Source organism: Pseudomonas sp. GW822-FHT06B12 (genome assembly GCF_058799675.1).
Genome location: NZ_JBXALR010000003.1, coordinates 103,583 through 121,427, shown reverse-complemented (window position 1 = coordinate 121,427; position 17,845 = coordinate 103,583). Strand labels below are relative to the sequence as shown.

Here is a 17,845-nt window from a genome sequence, read left to right as displayed (position 1 = left end):
CTGGTTATTTATCTGGGCTGTCGATGGTCAATTGTTGCGGCGCGGTAGTGCTGCTGGCCAAGGGCTCGCTGCGACCGACCCATTCGCCGGCAGTCGGTTGGCCAGCACGGGAAACGCGCGCGACCAGTTGGACTTCAGGAAAGTTCGACAGTTTCAATTGCGGCATCATTGCGTCGGCATCGCCCAGCTCAACGGTCACTGGCAGGTCGGCGACGGTCAGGCGTTTGGCCGCCAATGGCGCCGGAGGACCTGAGGTAGCTCGAGCGAAGATGAACACGCTGTCGCCCGGCTGTACCTTGGCTTTCACGTTCGCCGCCAGATCGACCGTCACTTTCAACAGCGCTGCTGGCTTGGCCGCTACAACTGGCGCCTTGGCGACAGTACCGCCGCTCGCTTGCAATTTTTCGGTCGCCCGTGCAATGCCGCCTTGCAGCGCGCTGCGCGAGTTATCTTCCGGCGGCAGTTGCGCCAGCAAACGACTCCAGTAGTCGATGGCCTCCTGATAACGCTCGCCTTCAAACGCCGCGATGCCCAACAGTCCAAGGCTGGTGACTTCTTTAGGATCGGCTTTAAGCGCTTCGTCGGTCAGCGCCTGGACCTTGTCCGACCACTTTTTGTTGTCGGCAAAGTACTGCGCCTGGGCCCATTGGCCGAGCAGTTCAGGCTGACGACCCGCCAGCGCCACGGTGCGCTCGAAGATCTTCGCCGCATCGCCAGGTCGGTCCTGAGCCATATACGTACGACCAAGGAAATACAGGCCTTCGGCAGAATCCGGTTGCGCCGCGACAGCACGCTCGAGACGACGGGTCATCTCTTCCATCGATTGCGGTGCCTGGGCGAATTCGCGGGTCAGTTCGACCTTGTCACTGGCACCGAAATGCAGATACAGACCCAAGCCCAACACCGGGACCAGGATCGCAGCCAGCAGCGGCAGCGGCTTGCCCAGACGGGAAACCCGGCCAGTGTCAGCCCCTTCGGTATCGGCCAACAGTTCACGGGCCGCTTCGTCACGACCGGCGTCCATTTGCGTCGAATCGAGTACGCCTTCGGCCTGCTGAGCCTGCAACTCAGCCACGCGTTCTTGGTAAAGCGCCACGTTCAGCGCGGTACGATCCTCTTCACGCTGGGCACGACGGCCGCGTAGAACCGGGATCAACAGAAAACTCAGGGCAACCAGTAGAAGCAGACCTGCAGCGAGCCAGAAATCAATCATCAGTGTTTTTGTCCAGCAGTTGATCGAGGCGCTTGCGCTCCTCGGCAGAAAGCGTGTCCGGACCCGCCATACGCTCGGCGCGACGACGACGGACGATCAAGGCGATCACCAGCACGCCACCGAGTAACAACCCGGCAGGGCCGAACCACAGCAGCGCGGTCTTGCCGGTCAGGGCTGGCTTGTAGCGCACAAAGTCGCCATAGCGGTCGACCATGAAGTCGATGATCTGCTGGTTGTCCTTGCCCTCGCCGAGCATGCGGAAAATCTCTTTGCGCAGGTCAGCGGCGATCGGCGCGTTGGAATCGGCAATGTCCTGATTCTGGCACTTTGGGCAACGCAGCTCTTTGGTCAGCTCGTGAAAGCGCTCGCGCTCGGCGTCATTGGCGAACACGTAAGTGTCGATGGCCGCGTGAGCGACGCCGGCGATACTCAGGCCGAGTACGGCAGCAGCAATCCAGCGTTTCATGGTTTAGCCTCGTCGACCAACGCCTGATACTTGGCCGCCAGTTTTTCGCGCCAGACCACTTCGTCGATCACCCCGACGTATTTGTCGCGGATGATGCCTTTGGCGTCGATGAAGAAGGTTTCCGGAGCGCCGTAAACACCAAGGTTCAGGCCCAATGAGCCCTCCTCGTCGCGAATGTTCATCTGGTACGGGTTGTGGAACTCCACCAGCCACTTCAAGGCATCGACGTTGACGTCCTTGTAGTTGACGCCGTAGATCGCCACGCCTTGCTGGGCCAGTTTGTTCAGCACCGGATGCTCGACCCGGCAGGAAATGCACCAGGTGCCCCAGACGTTGACCAGTGCCGGTTTGCCCAGCAGGTCCGCGCGGCTCAAGGTCTTGTCGCCCTGCACGGCCGGCAGGGAAAACTCCGGGAACGGTTTGCCGATCATCGCCGAGGGCAGCTCGGCCGGGTCCAGATACAGACCCCGATAAAGAAACACCGCCACCACCAAAAACAGCGCCAGTGGCAACACCATTAACCAACGTCTCATGCAGTGGCTCCCGTCATGCCCAGCGCTTCACGCACGCGGCTCTTCACCTTGACCCGATAGCGACGATCCAGCGCCGCCAGCAATCCACCGAAACCTGTCAGCAAACCGCCAAACCAGATCCAGCGCACGAACGGTTTGACGTGTACGCGCACAGCCCAGGCGCCATTTTCCAGCGGCTCGCCGAGGGCAACGTAAAGGTCACGGGTGAAACCGGCGTCGATGCCGGCTTCGGTCATCATTGAGTTCTGTACGGTGTACAGACGTTTTTCCGGGTGCAGCACCGCGACTTCCTTGCCGCTGCGGATCACTCGAATGGTGCCCTTGTCGGAGGTGAAGTTCGGTCCTTCGAAGTGCTTGGCGCCTTCGAAGATGAAGTGATAACCGGCCAGGTCCATGGATTCACCCGGTGCCAGACGCAAATCGCGCTCGGCGCTGTTCTGGCTCGAAAGCACCACGCCCAGGGCGCAGACGGCAATACCCAGGTGCGCCACCTGCATGCCCCAATAGCTGCGGGTCAGGGTTGGCAGGCCTTTGATCAGGCCTTTGTTGCGGGTCTTGTCGAAAATGTCACGCACGCCGGCCAGCAATACCCATGCGGCAAGCATGAAGGTCGCCAGCACGGCCCAGTTGAAGTCGCCATACGCGATCCCGGCCACGACTGCCAGCGCAGCACTGCCGAGCAACACCGGGGTCAGCATGCTTACCAGCCATTTCACCGGCGTGTCTTTCCAGCGCACCAGCACGCCGACCGCCATCACCACCATCAGCAACGCCATCAACGGAATGAACAACGCGTTGAAATACGGCGGGCCGACCGACATCTTGGCGCCGGTCAGGGCGTCGAGCACCAGCGGATACAAGGTGCCGAGCAGAATCATCGAAGCCGCGACCACCAGCACCAGGTTGTTGCCCAGCAGCAGGGTTTCACGCGACCACAGGTTGAAGCCGACGTGGCTCTTGACCACCGGGGCGCGCAGGGCGAACAGCGTCAGCGAACCGCCGACCACAAACAACAGGAAGATCAGGATGAACACGCCGCGCTCAGGGTCCGAGGCAAACGCGTGCACCGAGGTCAGCACGCCGGAACGCACCAGGAAAGTCCCCAGCAGGCTCAGCGAGAACGCGGCAATGGCCAGTAACACGGTCCAGCTTTTGAACACACCGCGTTTTTCAGTCACCGCCAACGAGTGAATCAGCGCCGTACCGACCAGCCAAGGCATGAACGAGGCGTTTTCCACCGGATCCCAGAACCACCAGCCGCCCCAGCCGAGTTCGTAGTAGGCCCACCAGGAGCCGAGGGTGATGCCGATGCCGAGGAACGCCCAGGCGACGATGGTCCAAGGTCGCGACCAACGCGCCCACGCTGCATCCAGACGACCACCGAGCAAGGCTGCGATAGCGAAGGCAAAGGCCACCGAGAAACCGACGTAACCCATGTAGAGCATTGGCGGGTGAACGATCAGGCCGATGTCTTGCAGCAACGGGTTGAGGTCATGACCATCCGTGGGAATCTGCGGCAGGATGCGTGCGAACGGGTTCGAGGTGAGAATCAGGAACAGCAGGAAGCCGGTGCTGATCATGCCCATCACCGCGAGCACGCGAGCCAGCATGACCTGCGGCAACTGCCGGGAGAAGATCGATACAGCGAAGGTCCAGCCACCGAGAATCAGCGCCCAGAGCAGCAACGAGCCTTCGTGGGCACCCCACACCGCACTGAATTTGTAGTACCACGGCAAGGCGCTGTTGGAGTTGTTGGCGACATAACCAACCGAAAAGTCATCGGTCATGAAGGCGTAAGTCAGACAACCGAAGGCGAAGACTAGAAACGTAAACTGGCCCCAGGCCGCTGGCTGCGCCAGGCCCATCCACATCCGGTCACCGCGCCAGGCACCGAGCAACGGCACGGTGGCCTGAACGATGGCAAAGCACAGGGCGAGAATCATCGCCAGATGGCCCAACTCGGGGATGAACAGCCCTGAACCAAAGAGTGCGGAAGTCATCGATCAACCCTCCTTCGCGGGTGTTGGAGCGGTTTGACCACTGTCTTTCAGCGCCTTGGTCACTTCGGGCGGCATGTACTTCTCATCGTGCTTGGCCAGCACTTCGTCAGCCACCACCACGCCGTCCGCATTCAGTTTGCCCAGCGCAACGATGCCTTGCCCTTCGCGGAACAGGTCCGGGAGGATGCCACGGTAAGTGATGGTCACGGACTTATTGAAGTCGGTGACGATGAACTTCACGTCCAGCGAGTCGCCGGAACGCTGCAGCGAGCCCTTCTCGACCATGCCACCAGCACGAATACGCGTGTCTTGCGGGGCTTCGCCATTGGCGATCTGGGTCGGCGTGTAAAACAGATTGATGTTCTGCTGCAAGGCACTCAGGGCCAGGCCGACGGCGGCGCCAACTCCGATCAGAATCGCGAAAATGATGACAAGACGTTTTTTACGCAGCGGATTCACTTGCTGTTCTCCCGGCGCAGACGACGCGCCTCTTGTTGCAGGTAACGCTTGCGGGCCAGGATCGGCGCAGCCACGTTGAGAGCCAGTACCGCCAGGCAGATGCCATAAGCCGACCAGACATAAAGACCGTGATGGCCCATGGCGAGGAAGTCGCCGAATGAAGCAAAACTCATTACGCGGCCTCCAGGCTGTTTTGCACTTCGGTTTTTACCCAGCTTGCACGGGCTTCGCGCTTGAGCACTTCAAGGCGCATGCGCAGCAACAGCACCGCGCCGAAGAAACAGTAGAAACCCAGCACCGTCAGCAGCAACGGCAGCCACATCTCGGCCGGCATTGCCGGTTTTTCGGTGAGGCTGAAGGTCGCGCCCTGGTGCAGGGTGTTCCACCACTCCACCGAGTACTTGATGATCGGGATGTTGATCACGCCGACAATCGCCAGCACCGCGCAGGCCTTGGCCGCGCTGTCGCGATTGCTGATGGCGTTGCCCAGTGCAATAAGACCGAAATACAGGAACAGCAGAATCAGCATCGACGTCAGGCGTGCATCCCAGACCCACCACGAGCCCCAGGTCGGCTTGCCCCAGATCGCCCCGGTGACCAGCGCCACGGCGGTCATCCAGGCACCGATCGGCGCCGCGCATTGCAGGGCGACATCCGCCAGTTTCATCTTCCACACCAGCCCGACGATGCCGCAGACCGCCAGCATCACGTAGCAGGACTGAGCCAGCATGGCGGCCGGCACATGAATGTAGATGATCCGAAAACTGTTGCCTTGCTGGTAATCCGGCGGCGCGAAGGCCAGGCCCCAGACCACGCCGACGCCGATCAGCAGCAACGCCGCGACGCTCAGCCAGGGCAGCAGTTTGCCGCTGATGCCGTAAAACCATTTGGGCGAGCCGAGCTTATGAAACCAGGTCCAGTTCATTACTGTTTCCATCACGGTTGCTGCTCGCCATCACGAGCAGCCAGGGTCTTTACTGGTTAAAAATTAACCAGACCTCATTATTCGCCGACGCTGATCTTCAGGCCAGCAGCTATTGCAAAGGGTGTCAGGGTTATCGCCAGGGCGGTCAGGCTACCAAGCCACAGCAAATAACCGGTTGCCGGCATGCCCTGCAAGGCAGCCTGCAAGGCGCCACTGCCGAGAATCAACACCGGGATGTACAGCGGCAGAATCAACAATGCCAGCAGCAAGCCACCGCGCTTCAAACCGACCGTCAGCGCCGCACCCACCGCACCGAGCAAGCTCAGTACCGGTGTACCGAGCAACAGCGACAAGAGCAAAACCGGCAGACAGGCGGCAGGCAAACCGAGCATCAACGCCAATAACGGGGCAAGCAACACCAGTGCCAAGCCGGAAAACGCCCAGTGTGCCAGCACCTTTGCCAAAACCAGAAGAGGCAGGGGGTGCGACGAAAGGACCCACTGTTCAAGGGATCCGTCCTCGAAATCACTGCGGAAAAGCCCGTCCAGCGAGAGCAAAACCGATAAAAGGGCGGCTACCCAAACCAACCCCGGTGACAAGGTTTGCAACAATTGTGTCTCAGGTCCGACCGCCAATGGGAACAATGCGACAACAATGGCGAAGAATACGAGGGGGTTGGCAAGCTCGGCAGGACGACGACACAGCAAACGCGCCTCACGGGCGACCAACAGTGCGAAAACACTCATACGGCCCACTGCCCCAAATCGATATCGCGGTAACCGGCCGGCATCCGGGTCAATGTATGGTGGGTGGTCAGAATCACCATGCCGCCTCGCTCGCAGTGTGCGGCCAGGTGTGCTTCCAGCTGTGCGACGCCTTGTTTATCCAGCGCGGTAAACGGTTCGTCGAGAATCCACAGTGCCGGGCTGTCCAGATACAGACGAGCAAGGGCCACGCGGCGTTGCTGACCGGCGGACAGGGTGTGACAAGGAACATCTTCGAAACCACGCAGTCCTACCGCTGCCAGCGCCTGCCAGATCGCCTCATGGCTGGCGGGCTGATGCAACGCGCAGAGCCAGCTCAGGTTCTCTTCAGGGGTCAGCAGGTCCTTGATTCCGGCGGCGTGACCGATCCACAACAAGTTGTGAGCCAGCTCCGGGCGTTGCGTGTTCAAGGGCTGGCCGTTGAGCAGCACCTGGCCACTGGTCGGCTGCATCAACCCGGCGAGCAGGCGCAGCAGGCTGGTCTTGCCACTGCCGTTGGGGCCGCTGATCTGCAACATGTCACCGCTGCCCAGACGCAATTCGAGGTTTTCGAAGAGCATCCGCCAGTCTCGCTCACAGGCGAGCGCTACGGCTTCTAGTAGAGGGATGGTCAAGAGATCGCGGGCCTTTACAGTTCAAGTCGGCAGTGGAGCGGCCGTTAAAGTGATGCAGCATAGATGCATTGGCGGCCTGTTCTAGAGAGCTGCGTCAAACATTTGCGATGTTTTCCGCGCCCCGACAACAACGGGGCGGCATTATACATGTCATGTCCTACTCCAAAGAGGGCAATTTCGACAGGGTGTGACCTGATGACCGGCGAGATGAACATCCTTCCACTGCCCCCTACGACGCCGGCCACCTCGCGCCCGCTCGTGGTCAGTGGTGAGTTGCTCAAGTTGCAGACCCCGGTGGAAGGTTTGATCGCCGCGGGCCAGAGCGCCAGCGCTGAAGTGTTGTCGCTCAAACAGAACGACCAGACTTTCCAGCTGCTGCTCAAAGTCACTCTCGACAGCGGTCGCCAGACCACCGTGCAAGCCACCAGCAACCAGCCGTTGCCTCAGGGCACCAACCTGACGGTCAGCCAGCCTTCAGCCGGCAGCCTGGCAATCACCGTGCAGCAGGCCATCGCTTCCAACGTCGCCACCCTCACCCGCCTCGACACGTCGCAATTGCCGGTCGGCACCCTACTGCAAGGTAAAGTCCTGACCACCCAGCTGATGCCGCAAACACCGGGACAACCGGCGGTCTATCGCTCGCTGGTGAGTTTGCTCAATACCGCGCTCAGTGGCAGCACCTTGAGCATCGACAGCCCGCAGCCATTACGCATCGGCAGCCTGCTCAGCGCCTTGGTCCAGGGCGCGCAAAGCCTGAGTTTCGTGCCACTGGCCAGCCGTCAGGAGCAACTGGCGGTGACCCAGCAATTGCTGGCCCAGCAAAGTCGCCAAGGTTCTTTGAGCGGGCTGATCGACGCCCTGCAAAATCTGCCAGATTCCGACACCACCTCTGACGACCTGCGTGCTGCCGTCGACAAACTGCTCGCCGACCTGCCAGATGCTCAGCAGCTGAGCACGCCCAAAGGCCTGGCCCAGGCGCTGGCCAACAGTGGGTTGTTTCTGGAATCCAAATTGCTCGCCGGACAGAACCCTGCTCTGACGCCGGACATGAAAGGCAATTTGCTGCGACTGATCGCCCAACTGGCACCCGGCCTGCCAGCCAATACCAGTTTCAACGCGGTCATCGCCGCCAACACCCTTGCCCAGGTGCTGCCAAGCTTTGTCCGCAGCGCCCTCGGCACCCTCGGCCAGGTCAGCGCCAAACCGCAGCCGAGCAGCTTCCCCCTGCCCTCGCGGTTGCTGCAAAGCCTGGAGGGTGAAGGTGACCTGGAGCACTTGCTGCGGCTGGCCGCCGCGGCCGTTTCCCGCCTGCAAAGCCATCAACTGTCGAGCCTGGAACAGACCGGCATGACCGAGGATGGCAAGTTGCAAACCACCTGGCAGCTGGAAATCCCCATGCGTAATCTGCAGGACATCGTGCCGTTGCAGGTCAAGTTTCAACGCGAGGACACACCAGAAAAGCAACAGCACGAGAAATCCGTCGAGCGCGAGCCGAAACAGCGGCTCTGGCGAGTCGAGCTGGCGTTCGACATGGAACCACTCGGGCCGCTGCAAATCCAGGCACAGCTTGCTCAGGGCAAACTCTCCAGCCAGCTCTGGGCCGAACGGCCTTATACCGCCAGCCTGATCGAAAGTAACTTGGGCGGATTGCGTGCGCAGTTGCTGGCATCAGGCCTGAACGTTGGCGACCTGAACTGCCATCTCGGCACTCCGCCCCAAGGCAATCAAACCCGCCTCGAACAACGCTGGGTCGACGAAACCGCATGAACAACCACACTCCACCGCGCCAGGCGATCGCCCTCAAGTACGACGGCAGCCACGCTCCGACACTCACCGCCAAAGGCGATGACGAACTGGCCGAAGCCATTCTGAAGATCGCCCGCGATTATGAAGTGCCGATTTATGAGAACGCCGAGCTGGTGAAGCTGCTGGCGAGGATGGAACTGGGGGACAGTATTCCAGAGGAGTTGTACCGCACGATTGCCGAGATCATTGCGTTTGCGTGGAAACTCAAGGGCAAGTTCCCGGCGGGACAGGATCCGAATGCGCCGAGGATTGAGAAGGATGTGACTGATCGCGGGGATGACTACTGAGGTTTCGAGGGCGCTATCGCCTCGTTATCAGATTTGAAAAAACGCAAAAGCCTGAAACTGCGACCAACAATCAGACCATTGATAAGGCCGGCTCCCAATGCTGACCATGCCACCGCCGACACTTCATCAGCCAGTTCCGGATGCATGGCCGCCTGGTACCCGCTGTAGTAACGCCAGGCAAAGAAACCCCAATACACAATCAGCACCTTGACGGTGCCACCCAACACCAGACGCTGCCCATCGCGCTCTACGCTTTGGTACGAGTAAAAACGCAATGCCAGCATCCAACCCGCCAGTAATCCCAGCGCATACACTGAGAGCGGGATCGCAGCACCCTGGGAGAATTTCAGCGAGACCAGGGAAATGACGACAAATATCGCCGGCGTGATCTGCAACGACCTCTTCGATTCATGACTCTTGAAACAGGCACTGACACCGTAATAAGTCAGGATAAAAAAGACTGCATAAACCCACAGCGGTGTACCGCGCAAAATGTCGAGCATAAGCCTCCTTGGCACTGCAAATACCTGAAACAGGCGTCGTTGATCAGCGGTGAACAATTTAACGATGGCGGGTCGTGATCACAAGCCGGCGGAATCCGCAAAAACTATAGGCAGGGGACTACGGGAGCGTAATCCCGCTCTGAGGACGCGGAGCCTGAAGGGCAAGCTCCCGGCGGGACAGGATCCGAATGCGCCGAGGGTTGAGAAGGATGTGACAGAACGCGGGGATGATTACTGAGGTTTCAAGGACGCCTTCGCGAGCAAGCTCGCTCCCACAATGAATTGGCGGCGTTCACACACTTTGTGTCCACCACCGCCCCCCTTGTGGGAGCGAGCTTGCTCGCGATAGCAATCTCAGCCCAATCGCAAAAATCAGCTCCTGTGCAACTTGCTCATCAACTCCGCCTCTGCCTGGGTCAGGCCGCAGGACTGGGTCAATTCGTCAACGCTGGCGCCCATCCCCACCAGACGTGCCGCCTGAGCGAATGACAGGCTCGACGGGTCGCGCTGTTCGAGCTGGGCCAGCTTGTCTGGCAAGGGGCCGACCACCGCACGCAGTTCATGCAGGTCTTCGCCCATGCGCACGTTACCGTTCTGGTAATCGTCGACACGCTTGGCCAGGTCCTTGATGCGCTGATCACGCAACGCATCGCGCTGGGCTTGCAGCGCTGCCAGCTCTCGCTGTTTACGGGTGTAAGCCAGGAACATCGCCAGGGTCCCTACCCAAAGGAGCCCCAGTACAATGACAGCAACCTCGAGAATCAATCAGATACTCTCCAGTTCCGACCACTCTTCTTCGCTCATCATCTTGTCCAGCTCGACCAGGATCAGCAGCTCGTTGTTCTTGTTGCACACGCCCTGGATGAACTTGGCCGATTCTTCGTTACCGACGTTAGGCGCGGTTTCGATTTCCGACTGACGCAGGTAAACCACTTCAGCCACGCTGTCGACCATGATCCCGACCACTTGCTTGTCGGCTTCGATGATCACGATACGGGTGTTGTCGCTGATCTCGGCATTCATCAGGCCAAAACGCTGACGGGTGTCGATCACGGTCACCACGTTGCCGCGCAGGTTGATGATGCCCAGCACATAGCTTGGCGCACCCGGAACCGGAGCGATTTCGGTGTAACGCAGGACTTCCTGAACGCGCATCACGTTGATGCCGTAGGTTTCATTGTCGAGCTTGAAGGTTACCCATTGCAGGATCGGATCTTCGGAACCCTTTGCAGACGACGCCTTATCATTCATACCCTGACCCCTCGAAAAACCGCCTGTGGCGGTGTGTGTTCTGTCCGGCCGCACCTTGTATGCGGCCAGTTGTTTGTTATGTAGGTTTGTGGGACGGTTTGCTGCCGCCCATGTGCTTGGCACCGCCGCTGGCGATCAGCTCCGCCAGCTCCGAGACATCCAGCAACGCACACATGTGCTCAATCACCGTACCGGCCAGCCATGGCCGTTGACCTCGATGGCTGCGCCATTTGATTTCGTTCGGGTCCAGGCGCAACGAGCGGCTGACCTGATGCACCGCCAGCCCCCACTCATAGCCCTGAACCGAGATCACGTATTGCAGGCCCTGGCGGAAGTCATCGCGATAGCGATCGGGCATGACCCAGCGCGCGGTATCCAGCACCTTCAGGTTGCCCGCCTGACTCGGCAAGATCCCCAGGAACCATTCCGGCTGACCGAACAACGGCGTCAGCTCATGACCGGCCAACGGGTAGATTGAACCCAGGCAGACCAGCGGCACGGCCAGGGTCAAACCGGCGACGTCGAACAACAGGCATTCAAACGGTTCGGCAGCCCAACTTGGCCGGCCATCGCTTTCCACTGGTGGTGGCGTGTTGCTCGGTGGCAGATGAACTTCGACCACCGGCTCGACCAGCGCTTGCAGCAACGGTGCGACGGATGAGACTGGCGCCAGAATCGCTGCGGGCGCGTCCAGTACCGGCGCCACGCTTGGCGTCTTGGCAACTGGCGCTACAACGGGCGCCGCAGCCGCTGGCTTTTGCGCATCACGGGCCTGCTCTTCGAGCACCGCAGCCTGGAACTCGTCCAGCGCGCCTTGAACCTCAATGGCTTCGACGACCTCGACGACCTCGACGACTTCTACGACTTCTACGACTTCGGGTAATACCTCGACCTCTGACGGCCATTCCTCGGTCGCGTCTTGCAACAACGCATCCAGATAGGATTGCAACGCCAGTTGCGGTCGGCTGGTGATTTTTACTGGCCGGCTCATCGAGACGCCACTCCCGCAGGAGCTGCCGAAGGCTGCGATCTTTTAAAGGTTTCCAGGGCGCCACAGAGCAAGATCGAAAGATCGCAACCTGCGGCAGCTCCTACAGAAAGAAGACTCACCTCACGCCACCTGCGGAACAAGTTGTTGGGCCAGCAAATGCTTGAGCAACGCACGATAAGCCAGTACTCCACGGCTCTTGCCGTCGAACTGCGAAGGTGTCAGGCCGGCACGGCTGGCATCACGCAGTCGGGTATCGACCGGGATGTAGCCTTGCCAGATTTCTTCCGGGTACATGTCGCGCAGCACCCGCAAGGTTCCCAGCGAGGCCTGGGTGCGACGGTCGAACAAGGTCGGCACGATGCTGAACGGCAACGCTTGTTTGCGCGAACGGTTGATCATCGCCAGGGTGTTGACCATGCGCTCCAGGCCTTTCACCGCCAGGTGCTCGGTCTGCACCGGAATCACCAACTGCTGGCTGGCCGCCAAGGCATTGACCATCAACACACCGAGCAACGGTGGACTGTCGATCAACGCGTAATCGAAGTCCTGCCACAACTGCGCCAGGCTCTTGGCGATCACCAGGCCCAGGCCACTCTGCCCTGGCGACTGGCGTTCGAGGGTGGCCAGAGCGGTGCTCGACGGCAACAGGGAAATACGTTCGTCGCTGGTCGGCAGCAGCAGTTGCCCGGGCAGGCCTTGCGGCACGCTGCCCTTGTGCAGGAACAGGTCGTAGCTGCTGTGTTCCAGGCTGTCGGGGTCGTAACCGAAGTAGCTGGTCATGGAGCCGTGCGGGTCAAGATCGACCACAACCACGCGCTTGCCCGCCTCAGCCAGCAAACCGGCTAAAGCGATGGAGGAAGTGGTTTTACCAACACCACCCTTTTGATTGGCGACTGCCCAGACTCTCATTCAGATCGTTCCTCCCGGCTGAACAGATACAACCGAGAAATAGCTCAACGTTATAAGCCGGGTGACGGAGAATTGACGGCACTCTCACGACCCGGCGACTTGACTGTCGTCGGTGCAGTTTGTGTGCCAGCACGCTTCAACGCAGCGTCGGGTTTTGCATTGGCGGTCCCGGTACCGGTCAGGCTGCGGCGTACATCGAGATTGCGCGACACCACCAGCACCACCCGCCGGTTACGTGCACGCCCTTCGGTGGTCGCGTTATTAGCCACTGGCTGGAACTCGCCATAACCCACCGAGGCCAGTCGCCCAGGGTTGACACCCTGCATGGCGAGCATGCGCACGATGCTCGCCGAACGGGCCGACGACAGCTCCCAGTTGGTCGGGTACTGCGCGGTGCGGATCGGTTGATCGTCGGTGAAGCCTTCAACGTGAATCGGGTTGTCGAACGGCTTCAGAATCGCCGCGACCTTGTCGATGATGTTGAACGCGATATCGCTGGGCATCGCATCACCGCTGCCGAACAGCAGGCTGGAATTCAGTTCGATTTCGACCCACAACTCGTTACCACGCACGGTCATCTGATTGGAGCTGATCAAGTCGCCAAACGCTGCACTGATGTCGTCTGCAATGCTTTTGAGCGGATCCTTGCTGGCCTGGGCGATGCCGGCATCGATCTGCTCGCTGTCCTTGACCAGCGGTTTGGCCGGGGTGACCGTCTTCGGACGCTCGTCGCCGATGGGGATCGGCTTGAGGGCGCGGTCGGAGTTGGTAAAAACCCCCACCAGCGCTTCGGAAATTTCCTTGTACTTGCCTTCGTTGATCGAAGAGATGGAGTACATCACCACGAAAAAAGCGAACAACAGCGTGATGAAGTCCGCGTAGGACACCAGCCAGCGCTCGTGGTTGACGTGTTCATCATGCTGACGACGACGAGCCATAGTCCATTCCCCCCATCAGTCCATGAAGCCCTGAAGCTTCAACTCGATGGAGCGAGGGTTTTCACCTTCGGCGATCGACAGAATGCCTTCCAGCAACATTTCGCGATAACGCGACTGCCGCAATGCGATGGACTTGAGTTTGCTGGCAATCGGCAACAATACAAGGTTGGCGCTGGCCACACCGTAGATGGTCGCAACGAACGCCACGGCAATGCCGCTGCCCAGTTGCGACGGATCGCCGAGGTTACCCATGACATGGATCAGGCCCATGACCGCACCGATGATGCCGATGGTCGGCGCGTAGCCGCCCATGCTTTCAAAGACTTTGGCGGCTTCGATGTCACGGCTTTCCTGGGTGTAGAAATCCACTTCCAGAATGCTGCGAATCGACTCGGGTTCAGCGCCATCGACCAGCAGCTGCAAGCCTTTGCGCGAGTAGCTGTCGGGTTCGCTGTCCGCTACGCCTTCAAGCCCGAGCAAACCTTCCTTGCGCGCGGTAAGGCTCCAGTTGACCACGCGGTCGATGCCGCCGGCCAGGTCGACGCGCGGTGGAAACAGGATCCAGCCGAGAATCTGCATGGCACGCTTGAAGGCACTCATCGGCGACTGCAACAACGCAGCGCCGATGGTCCCGCCAAGCACGATCAGCGCCGCAGGGCCATTGGCCAAGGCACCGAGATGACCACCTTCCAGGTAGTTGCCACCAATAATGGCGATGAACGCCATGATGATCCCGATAAGGCTCAAAACATCCATCAGATGCACGCCTCGGCCAAGTGCTTGCCGATCTCGTCAAGGCTGTAAATCGCGTCTGCCAGATCGGCTTTGACGATCGCCATCGGCATGCCGTAGATCACGCAACTGGCTTCATCCTGAGCCCAGACCGCACTGCCGCCCTGCTTGAGCAGACGCGCGCCTTCGCGACCGTCGGCGCCCATGCCGGTGAGCACTACCGCCAGAACTTTGTCACCGTAGGACTTGGCCGCCGAACCGAAAGTGATATCCACGCACGGTTTGTAGTTCAGACGCTCGTCGCCCGGGAGGATTTTCACCGCGCCACGGCCGTCGATCATCATTTGTTTACCACCCGGTGCCAGCAAGGCCAGGCCAGGCCGCAGGATGTCACCATCCTCGGCTTCCTTGACGCTGATCTGGCAGAGCTTGTCCAGACGTTCGGCAAAGGCCTTGGTGAAGGCCGCCGGCATGTGCTGGATCAACACGATCGGCGCCGGGAAGTTTGCCGGCAGCTGCGTCAGCACCCGCTGCAACGCCACCGGGCCACCAGTTGAAGTACCAATGGCAACCAGTTTGTAGGCTTTGCGTTTCGGTGCCGGCGACGATGCGCTGGCAGCCGGTGCGCGCGCAGGAATCGGTGCCGGAGCCGGACGCGCAGGTACAGGTGCCGGTGCACTGCTGCCGTAACTGCCGAAACTCGACGGTGCAGGTGTCGGGGCAGGCGCGACGGCTGGAGCCGGGGCGCTGTAGGCGCTGAAACGACGGTTACTGCGCGAAATGCTGTGAACCTTTTCGCACAGCAATTGCTTGACCTTCTCGGGGTTGCGCGAGATGTCTTCGAAATTCTTCGGCAGGAAATCCACCGCGCCAGCGTCCAGCGCATCGAGGGTGACCCGAGCGCCTTCGTGCGTCAGCGAGGAGAACATCAAAACCGGGGTAGGACAGCGCTGCATGATGTGCCGCACCGCCGTGATGCCATCCATCATCGGCATCTCGTAGTCCATGGTGATCACGTCTGGCTTGAGGGCCAGGGCCTGATCGATCGCCTCTTTACCGTTGGTCGCCGTACCGACGACCTGGATACTCGGATCCGCTGAGAGAATTTCCGAGACGCGGCGGCGGAAAAAACCGGAATCATCCACCACCAGGACTTTGACTGCCATAAACACTCCGTTAGACGGAGCGAGGCTCAGTCGCCCCGCTCCACCAGAATCAAATACGCCGTGCGGCGTAACGCTTGAGCATGCTCGGAACATCGAGAATCAAGGCGATGCGGCCGTCACCGGTAATGGTGGCGCCGGACATGCCCGGGGTTCCCTGAAGCATTTTGCCCAATGGCTTGATGACCACTTCTTCCTGGCCCACCAGTTGATCGACGACGAAGCCGATCCGCTGAGTGCCCACCGAAAGGATCACCACATGGCCTTCACGCTGCTCTTCGTGAGCGGCGGAGCTGACCAGCCAGCGCTTGAGGTAAAACAGTGGCAACGCCTTGTCCCGTACGATCACCACTTCCTGACCGTCGACCACATTGGTGCGCGACAGGTCGAGGTGGAAGATCTCGTTGACGTTGACCAGCGGGAAGGCGAAGGCCTGATTGCCGAGCATGACCATCAGCGTCGGCATGATCGCCAGGGTCAACGGGACCTTGATGACGATCTTCGAGCCCTTGCCCTTGGTCGAGTAGATATTGATGGTGCCGTTGAGCTGGGCGATCTTGGTTTTCACCACGTCCATGCCCACGCCACGACCGGACACGTCGGAGATCTCGGTTTTGGTCGAGAAACCCGGCGCGAAGATCAGGTTGAAGCAGTCGGACTCGCTGAGACGGTCCGCCGCATCCTTGTCCATCAAGCCTTTCTTCACGGCGATACCGCGCAAAACATCAGCGTCCATGCCCTTGCCGTCATCAGAGATGGACAGCAGGATGTGATCGCCTTCCTGTTCTGCGGACAGAATCACTTTACCGCTGCGAGGCTTGCCCATCGCCTCACGATCAGCCGGTTCTTCGATACCGTGGTCGACCGAGTTGCGCACCAAGTGGACCAGCGGGTCGGCCAGGGCCTCGACGAGGTTCTTGTCGAGGTCGGTTTCTTCGCCGACCAGTTCCAGGTTGATCTCTTTCTTCAACTGACGCGCGAGGTCGCGAACCAGTCGCGGGAAGCGCCCGAAAACTTTCTTGATCGGCTGCATCCGGGTCTTCATCACCGCGGTCTGCAAGTCGGCCGTGACCACGTCGAGGTTCGACACGGCCTTGGACATGGCTTCGTCGCCGCTGTTAAGCCCCAAACGAACCAGACGGTTACGGACCAGTACCAGCTCGCCGACCATGTTCATGATTTCGTCGAGACGCGCGGTATCCACGCGGACGGTGGTCTCGGCTTCACTGGCCGGTTTTTCCGGTGGCGGGGAAGCCGGTGCACGGGCCGGTGCCGCAGCGGCAGCAGGCTTCGGCGCTTCAGCTTTTGGCTCAGGCGCTTTGGCGACAGGCTTGGGTGCTGCGGCCTTGGCGACTGGTGCCGCCACCGACGCAGCAGAACCTGTGCCGACCTCGGTAAACTTGCCTTTGCCATGCAATTCGTCGAGCAGCGACTCGAACTCGTGATCGGAGATAAGATCGCTGCCGGCGGCCGCGGCCACAGGTGCGGCTGGCGCCGGAACGGCGGCAATTGCCGACTCCAGTGCATCAACGGCAAAGTTGCCTTTGCCATGCAACTGATCGAGCAGTGCTTCGAATTCGTCATCGGTAATGTCAGAGCTGTCGCCTGCCGCTTTCGGGGCAACCGGTGCAGTTGGCGCTACCACCGCATCGGCGGCGAACTGGCCTTTACCGTGTAGCTGGTCGAGCAACGACTCGAACTCGGCATCGGTGATTTCATCGCTGCCGGCAGCCGCTTGAGGTGCCAGGGCAACGGATGCTTCGGCCTCAGCCTTGACCGCGTTCAGCGAGTCCAGCAGCAGTTCGAATTCATTGTCGGTGATGTCGCCCGATTCGCTTTCAGCGGCAGGTGTTTCGACCACTTCAGCAACAGACGCCACATCGGCTGTTTGAGGCTCGGCCAGACGGGCCAGAGCCGCCAGCAGTTCCGGCGTAGCCGCAGTGATTGGTGCACGTTCGCGGACTTCGCTGAACATGCTGTTCACCGCGTCCAGCGCTTCGAGAACCACGTCCATCAGTTCCGAGTCGACGCGACGCTCACCCTTGCGCAGGATGTCGAACACGTTCTCGGCGATGTGACAGCACTCCACCAGCTCGTTGAGCTGGAGGAAGCCGGCGCCCCCTTTTACAGTGTGAAAACCGCGAAAAATTGCATTGAGCAGGTCCGCATCATCGGGTCGGCTTTCCAGCTCGACCAGTTGCTCGGACAGTTGCTCTAGAATCTCGCCGGCCTCAACCAGGAAATCCTGAAGGATCTCTTCATCGGCGCCGAAGCTCATGTATGGGGTGCTC

The 17,845-nt window shown here is 60.2% G+C and carries 20 protein-coding genes and 1 pseudogene; 3 read left to right on the top strand and 18 right to left on the bottom strand.

Going from position 1 to position 17,845, the window contains the following annotated elements; translation table 11 throughout:
* Nucleotides 1-4: 4 nt before the first annotated feature.
* The 9 genes from ccmI to ccmA form a co-directional block, all read right to left on the bottom strand.
* Nucleotides 5-1,213, bottom strand: a complete 1,209-nt coding sequence (gene ccmI / locus AC1RKH_RS07970) for a c-type cytochrome biogenesis protein CcmI (RefSeq protein WP_123423296.1) — start codon at nt 1,211-1,213, stop codon at nt 5-7.
* Nucleotides 1,206-1,679, bottom strand: coding sequence for a cytochrome c-type biogenesis protein (locus AC1RKH_RS07965; RefSeq protein WP_493063668.1), 474 nt, complete (start codon nt 1,677-1,679; stop codon nt 1,206-1,208). The genes ccmI and AC1RKH_RS07965 overlap by 8 nt, the downstream gene beginning before the upstream one ends.
* Nucleotides 1,676-2,212: a DsbE family thiol:disulfide interchange protein gene (locus AC1RKH_RS07960; RefSeq protein WP_123423298.1), complete on the bottom strand. Its 537-nt coding sequence runs from the start codon at nt 2,210-2,212 to the stop codon at nt 1,676-1,678. Before AC1RKH_RS07960 ends, AC1RKH_RS07965 begins: the two co-directional genes overlap by 4 nt.
* Nucleotides 2,209-4,212, bottom strand: a complete 2,004-nt coding sequence (locus AC1RKH_RS07955; RefSeq protein ID WP_493063669.1) for a heme lyase CcmF/NrfE family subunit — start codon at nt 4,210-4,212, stop codon at nt 2,209-2,211. Before AC1RKH_RS07955 ends, AC1RKH_RS07960 begins: the two co-directional genes overlap by 4 nt.
* A 3-nt stretch (nt 4,213-4,215) precedes the next feature.
* Entirely contained in the window at nt 4,216-4,671 is a 456-nt protein-coding gene (ccmE, locus tag AC1RKH_RS07950; protein ID WP_123423300.1) for a cytochrome c maturation protein CcmE, read from the bottom strand.
* Entirely contained in the window at nt 4,668-4,844 is a 177-nt protein-coding gene (gene ccmD / locus AC1RKH_RS07945) for a heme exporter protein CcmD (RefSeq protein WP_019692354.1), read from the bottom strand. The genes ccmE and ccmD overlap by 4 nt, the downstream gene beginning before the upstream one ends.
* Nucleotides 4,844-5,596 carry a heme ABC transporter permease gene (locus AC1RKH_RS07940; RefSeq protein WP_123423301.1) on the bottom strand — a complete coding sequence of 251 codons (753 nt, stop codon included), beginning with the start codon at nt 5,594-5,596 and terminating at the stop codon, nt 4,844-4,846. The genes ccmD and AC1RKH_RS07940 overlap by 1 nt, the downstream gene beginning before the upstream one ends.
* A gap of 77 nt (nt 5,597-5,673) precedes the next feature.
* Nucleotides 5,674-6,342 (bottom strand): heme exporter protein CcmB, encoded by a 669-nt coding sequence (ccmB, locus tag AC1RKH_RS07935; protein ID WP_262116711.1) that lies wholly within the window; start codon nt 6,340-6,342, stop codon nt 5,674-5,676.
* Entirely contained in the window at nt 6,339-6,920 is a 582-nt protein-coding gene (ccmA, locus tag AC1RKH_RS07930) for a cytochrome c biogenesis heme-transporting ATPase CcmA (RefSeq protein WP_493063670.1), read from the bottom strand. Before ccmA ends, ccmB begins: the two co-directional genes overlap by 4 nt.
* Before the next feature lie 249 nt (nt 6,921-7,169).
* On the opposite strand from ccmA, the gene fliK reads away from it, so the two are divergent.
* Together fliK and AC1RKH_RS07920 are read left to right on the top strand one after the other, a co-directional pair.
* Entirely contained in the window at nt 7,170-8,741 is a 1,572-nt protein-coding gene (gene fliK / locus AC1RKH_RS07925; protein WP_493063671.1) for a flagellar hook-length control protein FliK, read from the top strand.
* The gene (locus AC1RKH_RS07920; protein ID WP_493063672.1) at nt 8,738-9,067 is read left to right on the top strand and encodes an EscU/YscU/HrcU family type III secretion system export apparatus switch protein; all 330 of its coding nucleotides are present in this window, start codon (nt 8,738-8,740) and stop codon (nt 9,065-9,067) included. Before fliK ends, AC1RKH_RS07920 begins: the two co-directional genes overlap by 4 nt.
* Here the strand turns inward: AC1RKH_RS07920 and AC1RKH_RS07915 are convergent.
* Nucleotides 9,061-9,570, bottom strand: a complete 510-nt coding sequence (locus AC1RKH_RS07915) for a DUF6622 family protein (protein ID WP_493063673.1) — start codon at nt 9,568-9,570, stop codon at nt 9,061-9,063. The genes AC1RKH_RS07920 and AC1RKH_RS07915 overlap by 7 nt on opposite strands.
* 151 nt (nt 9,571-9,721) lie before the next feature.
* Here AC1RKH_RS07915 and AC1RKH_RS07910 point away from each other — a divergent pair.
* Nucleotides 9,722-9,808: pseudogene (locus AC1RKH_RS07910) on the top strand (EscU/YscU/HrcU family type III secretion system export apparatus switch protein); the annotation flags it as partial.
* 134 nt (nt 9,809-9,942) lie between these two features.
* Here AC1RKH_RS07910 and AC1RKH_RS07905 read toward each other — a convergent pair.
* The 8 genes from AC1RKH_RS07905 to AC1RKH_RS07870 all read right to left on the bottom strand — a co-directional run bounded on the left by AC1RKH_RS07905 (nt 9,943) and on the right by AC1RKH_RS07870 (nt 17,832).
* Nucleotides 9,943-10,335 (bottom strand): DUF2802 domain-containing protein, encoded by a 393-nt coding sequence (locus AC1RKH_RS07905; RefSeq protein ID WP_493063674.1) that lies wholly within the window; start codon nt 10,333-10,335, stop codon nt 9,943-9,945.
* The gene (locus AC1RKH_RS07900; RefSeq protein ID WP_008024622.1) at nt 10,336-10,821 is read right to left on the bottom strand and encodes a chemotaxis protein CheW; all 486 of its coding nucleotides are present in this window, start codon (nt 10,819-10,821) and stop codon (nt 10,336-10,338) included. It abuts the gene before it with no gap.
* Nucleotides 10,822-10,897: 76 nt separating this feature from the next.
* Nucleotides 10,898-11,812, bottom strand: a complete 915-nt coding sequence (locus AC1RKH_RS07895) for a CheW domain-containing protein (RefSeq protein WP_493063675.1) — start codon at nt 11,810-11,812, stop codon at nt 10,898-10,900.
* A 120-nt stretch (nt 11,813-11,932) separates the two neighbouring features.
* On the bottom strand, nt 11,933-12,721 hold the full coding sequence (locus AC1RKH_RS07890; RefSeq protein ID WP_054596306.1) for a ParA family protein: 789 nt from the start codon (nt 12,719-12,721) through the stop codon (nt 11,933-11,935).
* A 50-nt stretch (nt 12,722-12,771) separates the two neighbouring features.
* Nucleotides 12,772-13,659 (bottom strand): flagellar motor protein MotD, encoded by an 888-nt coding sequence (gene motD / locus AC1RKH_RS07885; RefSeq protein ID WP_123423309.1) that lies wholly within the window; start codon nt 13,657-13,659, stop codon nt 12,772-12,774.
* 15 nt (nt 13,660-13,674) lie between these two features.
* Entirely contained in the window at nt 13,675-14,415 is a 741-nt protein-coding gene (locus AC1RKH_RS07880) for a flagellar motor protein (RefSeq protein WP_493063676.1), read from the bottom strand.
* Complete coding sequence (locus AC1RKH_RS07875) at nt 14,415-15,557, bottom strand: protein-glutamate methylesterase/protein-glutamine glutaminase (protein WP_493063677.1); 1,143 nt, start codon at nt 15,555-15,557, stop codon at nt 14,415-14,417. The genes AC1RKH_RS07880 and AC1RKH_RS07875 overlap by 1 nt, the downstream gene beginning before the upstream one ends.
* A 49-nt stretch (nt 15,558-15,606) precedes the next feature.
* A complete protein-coding gene (locus AC1RKH_RS07870) occupies nt 15,607-17,832 on the bottom strand; it encodes a chemotaxis protein CheA (RefSeq protein WP_493063678.1) in 2,226 nt (741 codons plus the stop codon).
* Between the last annotated feature and the right edge of the window lie 13 nt (nt 17,833-17,845).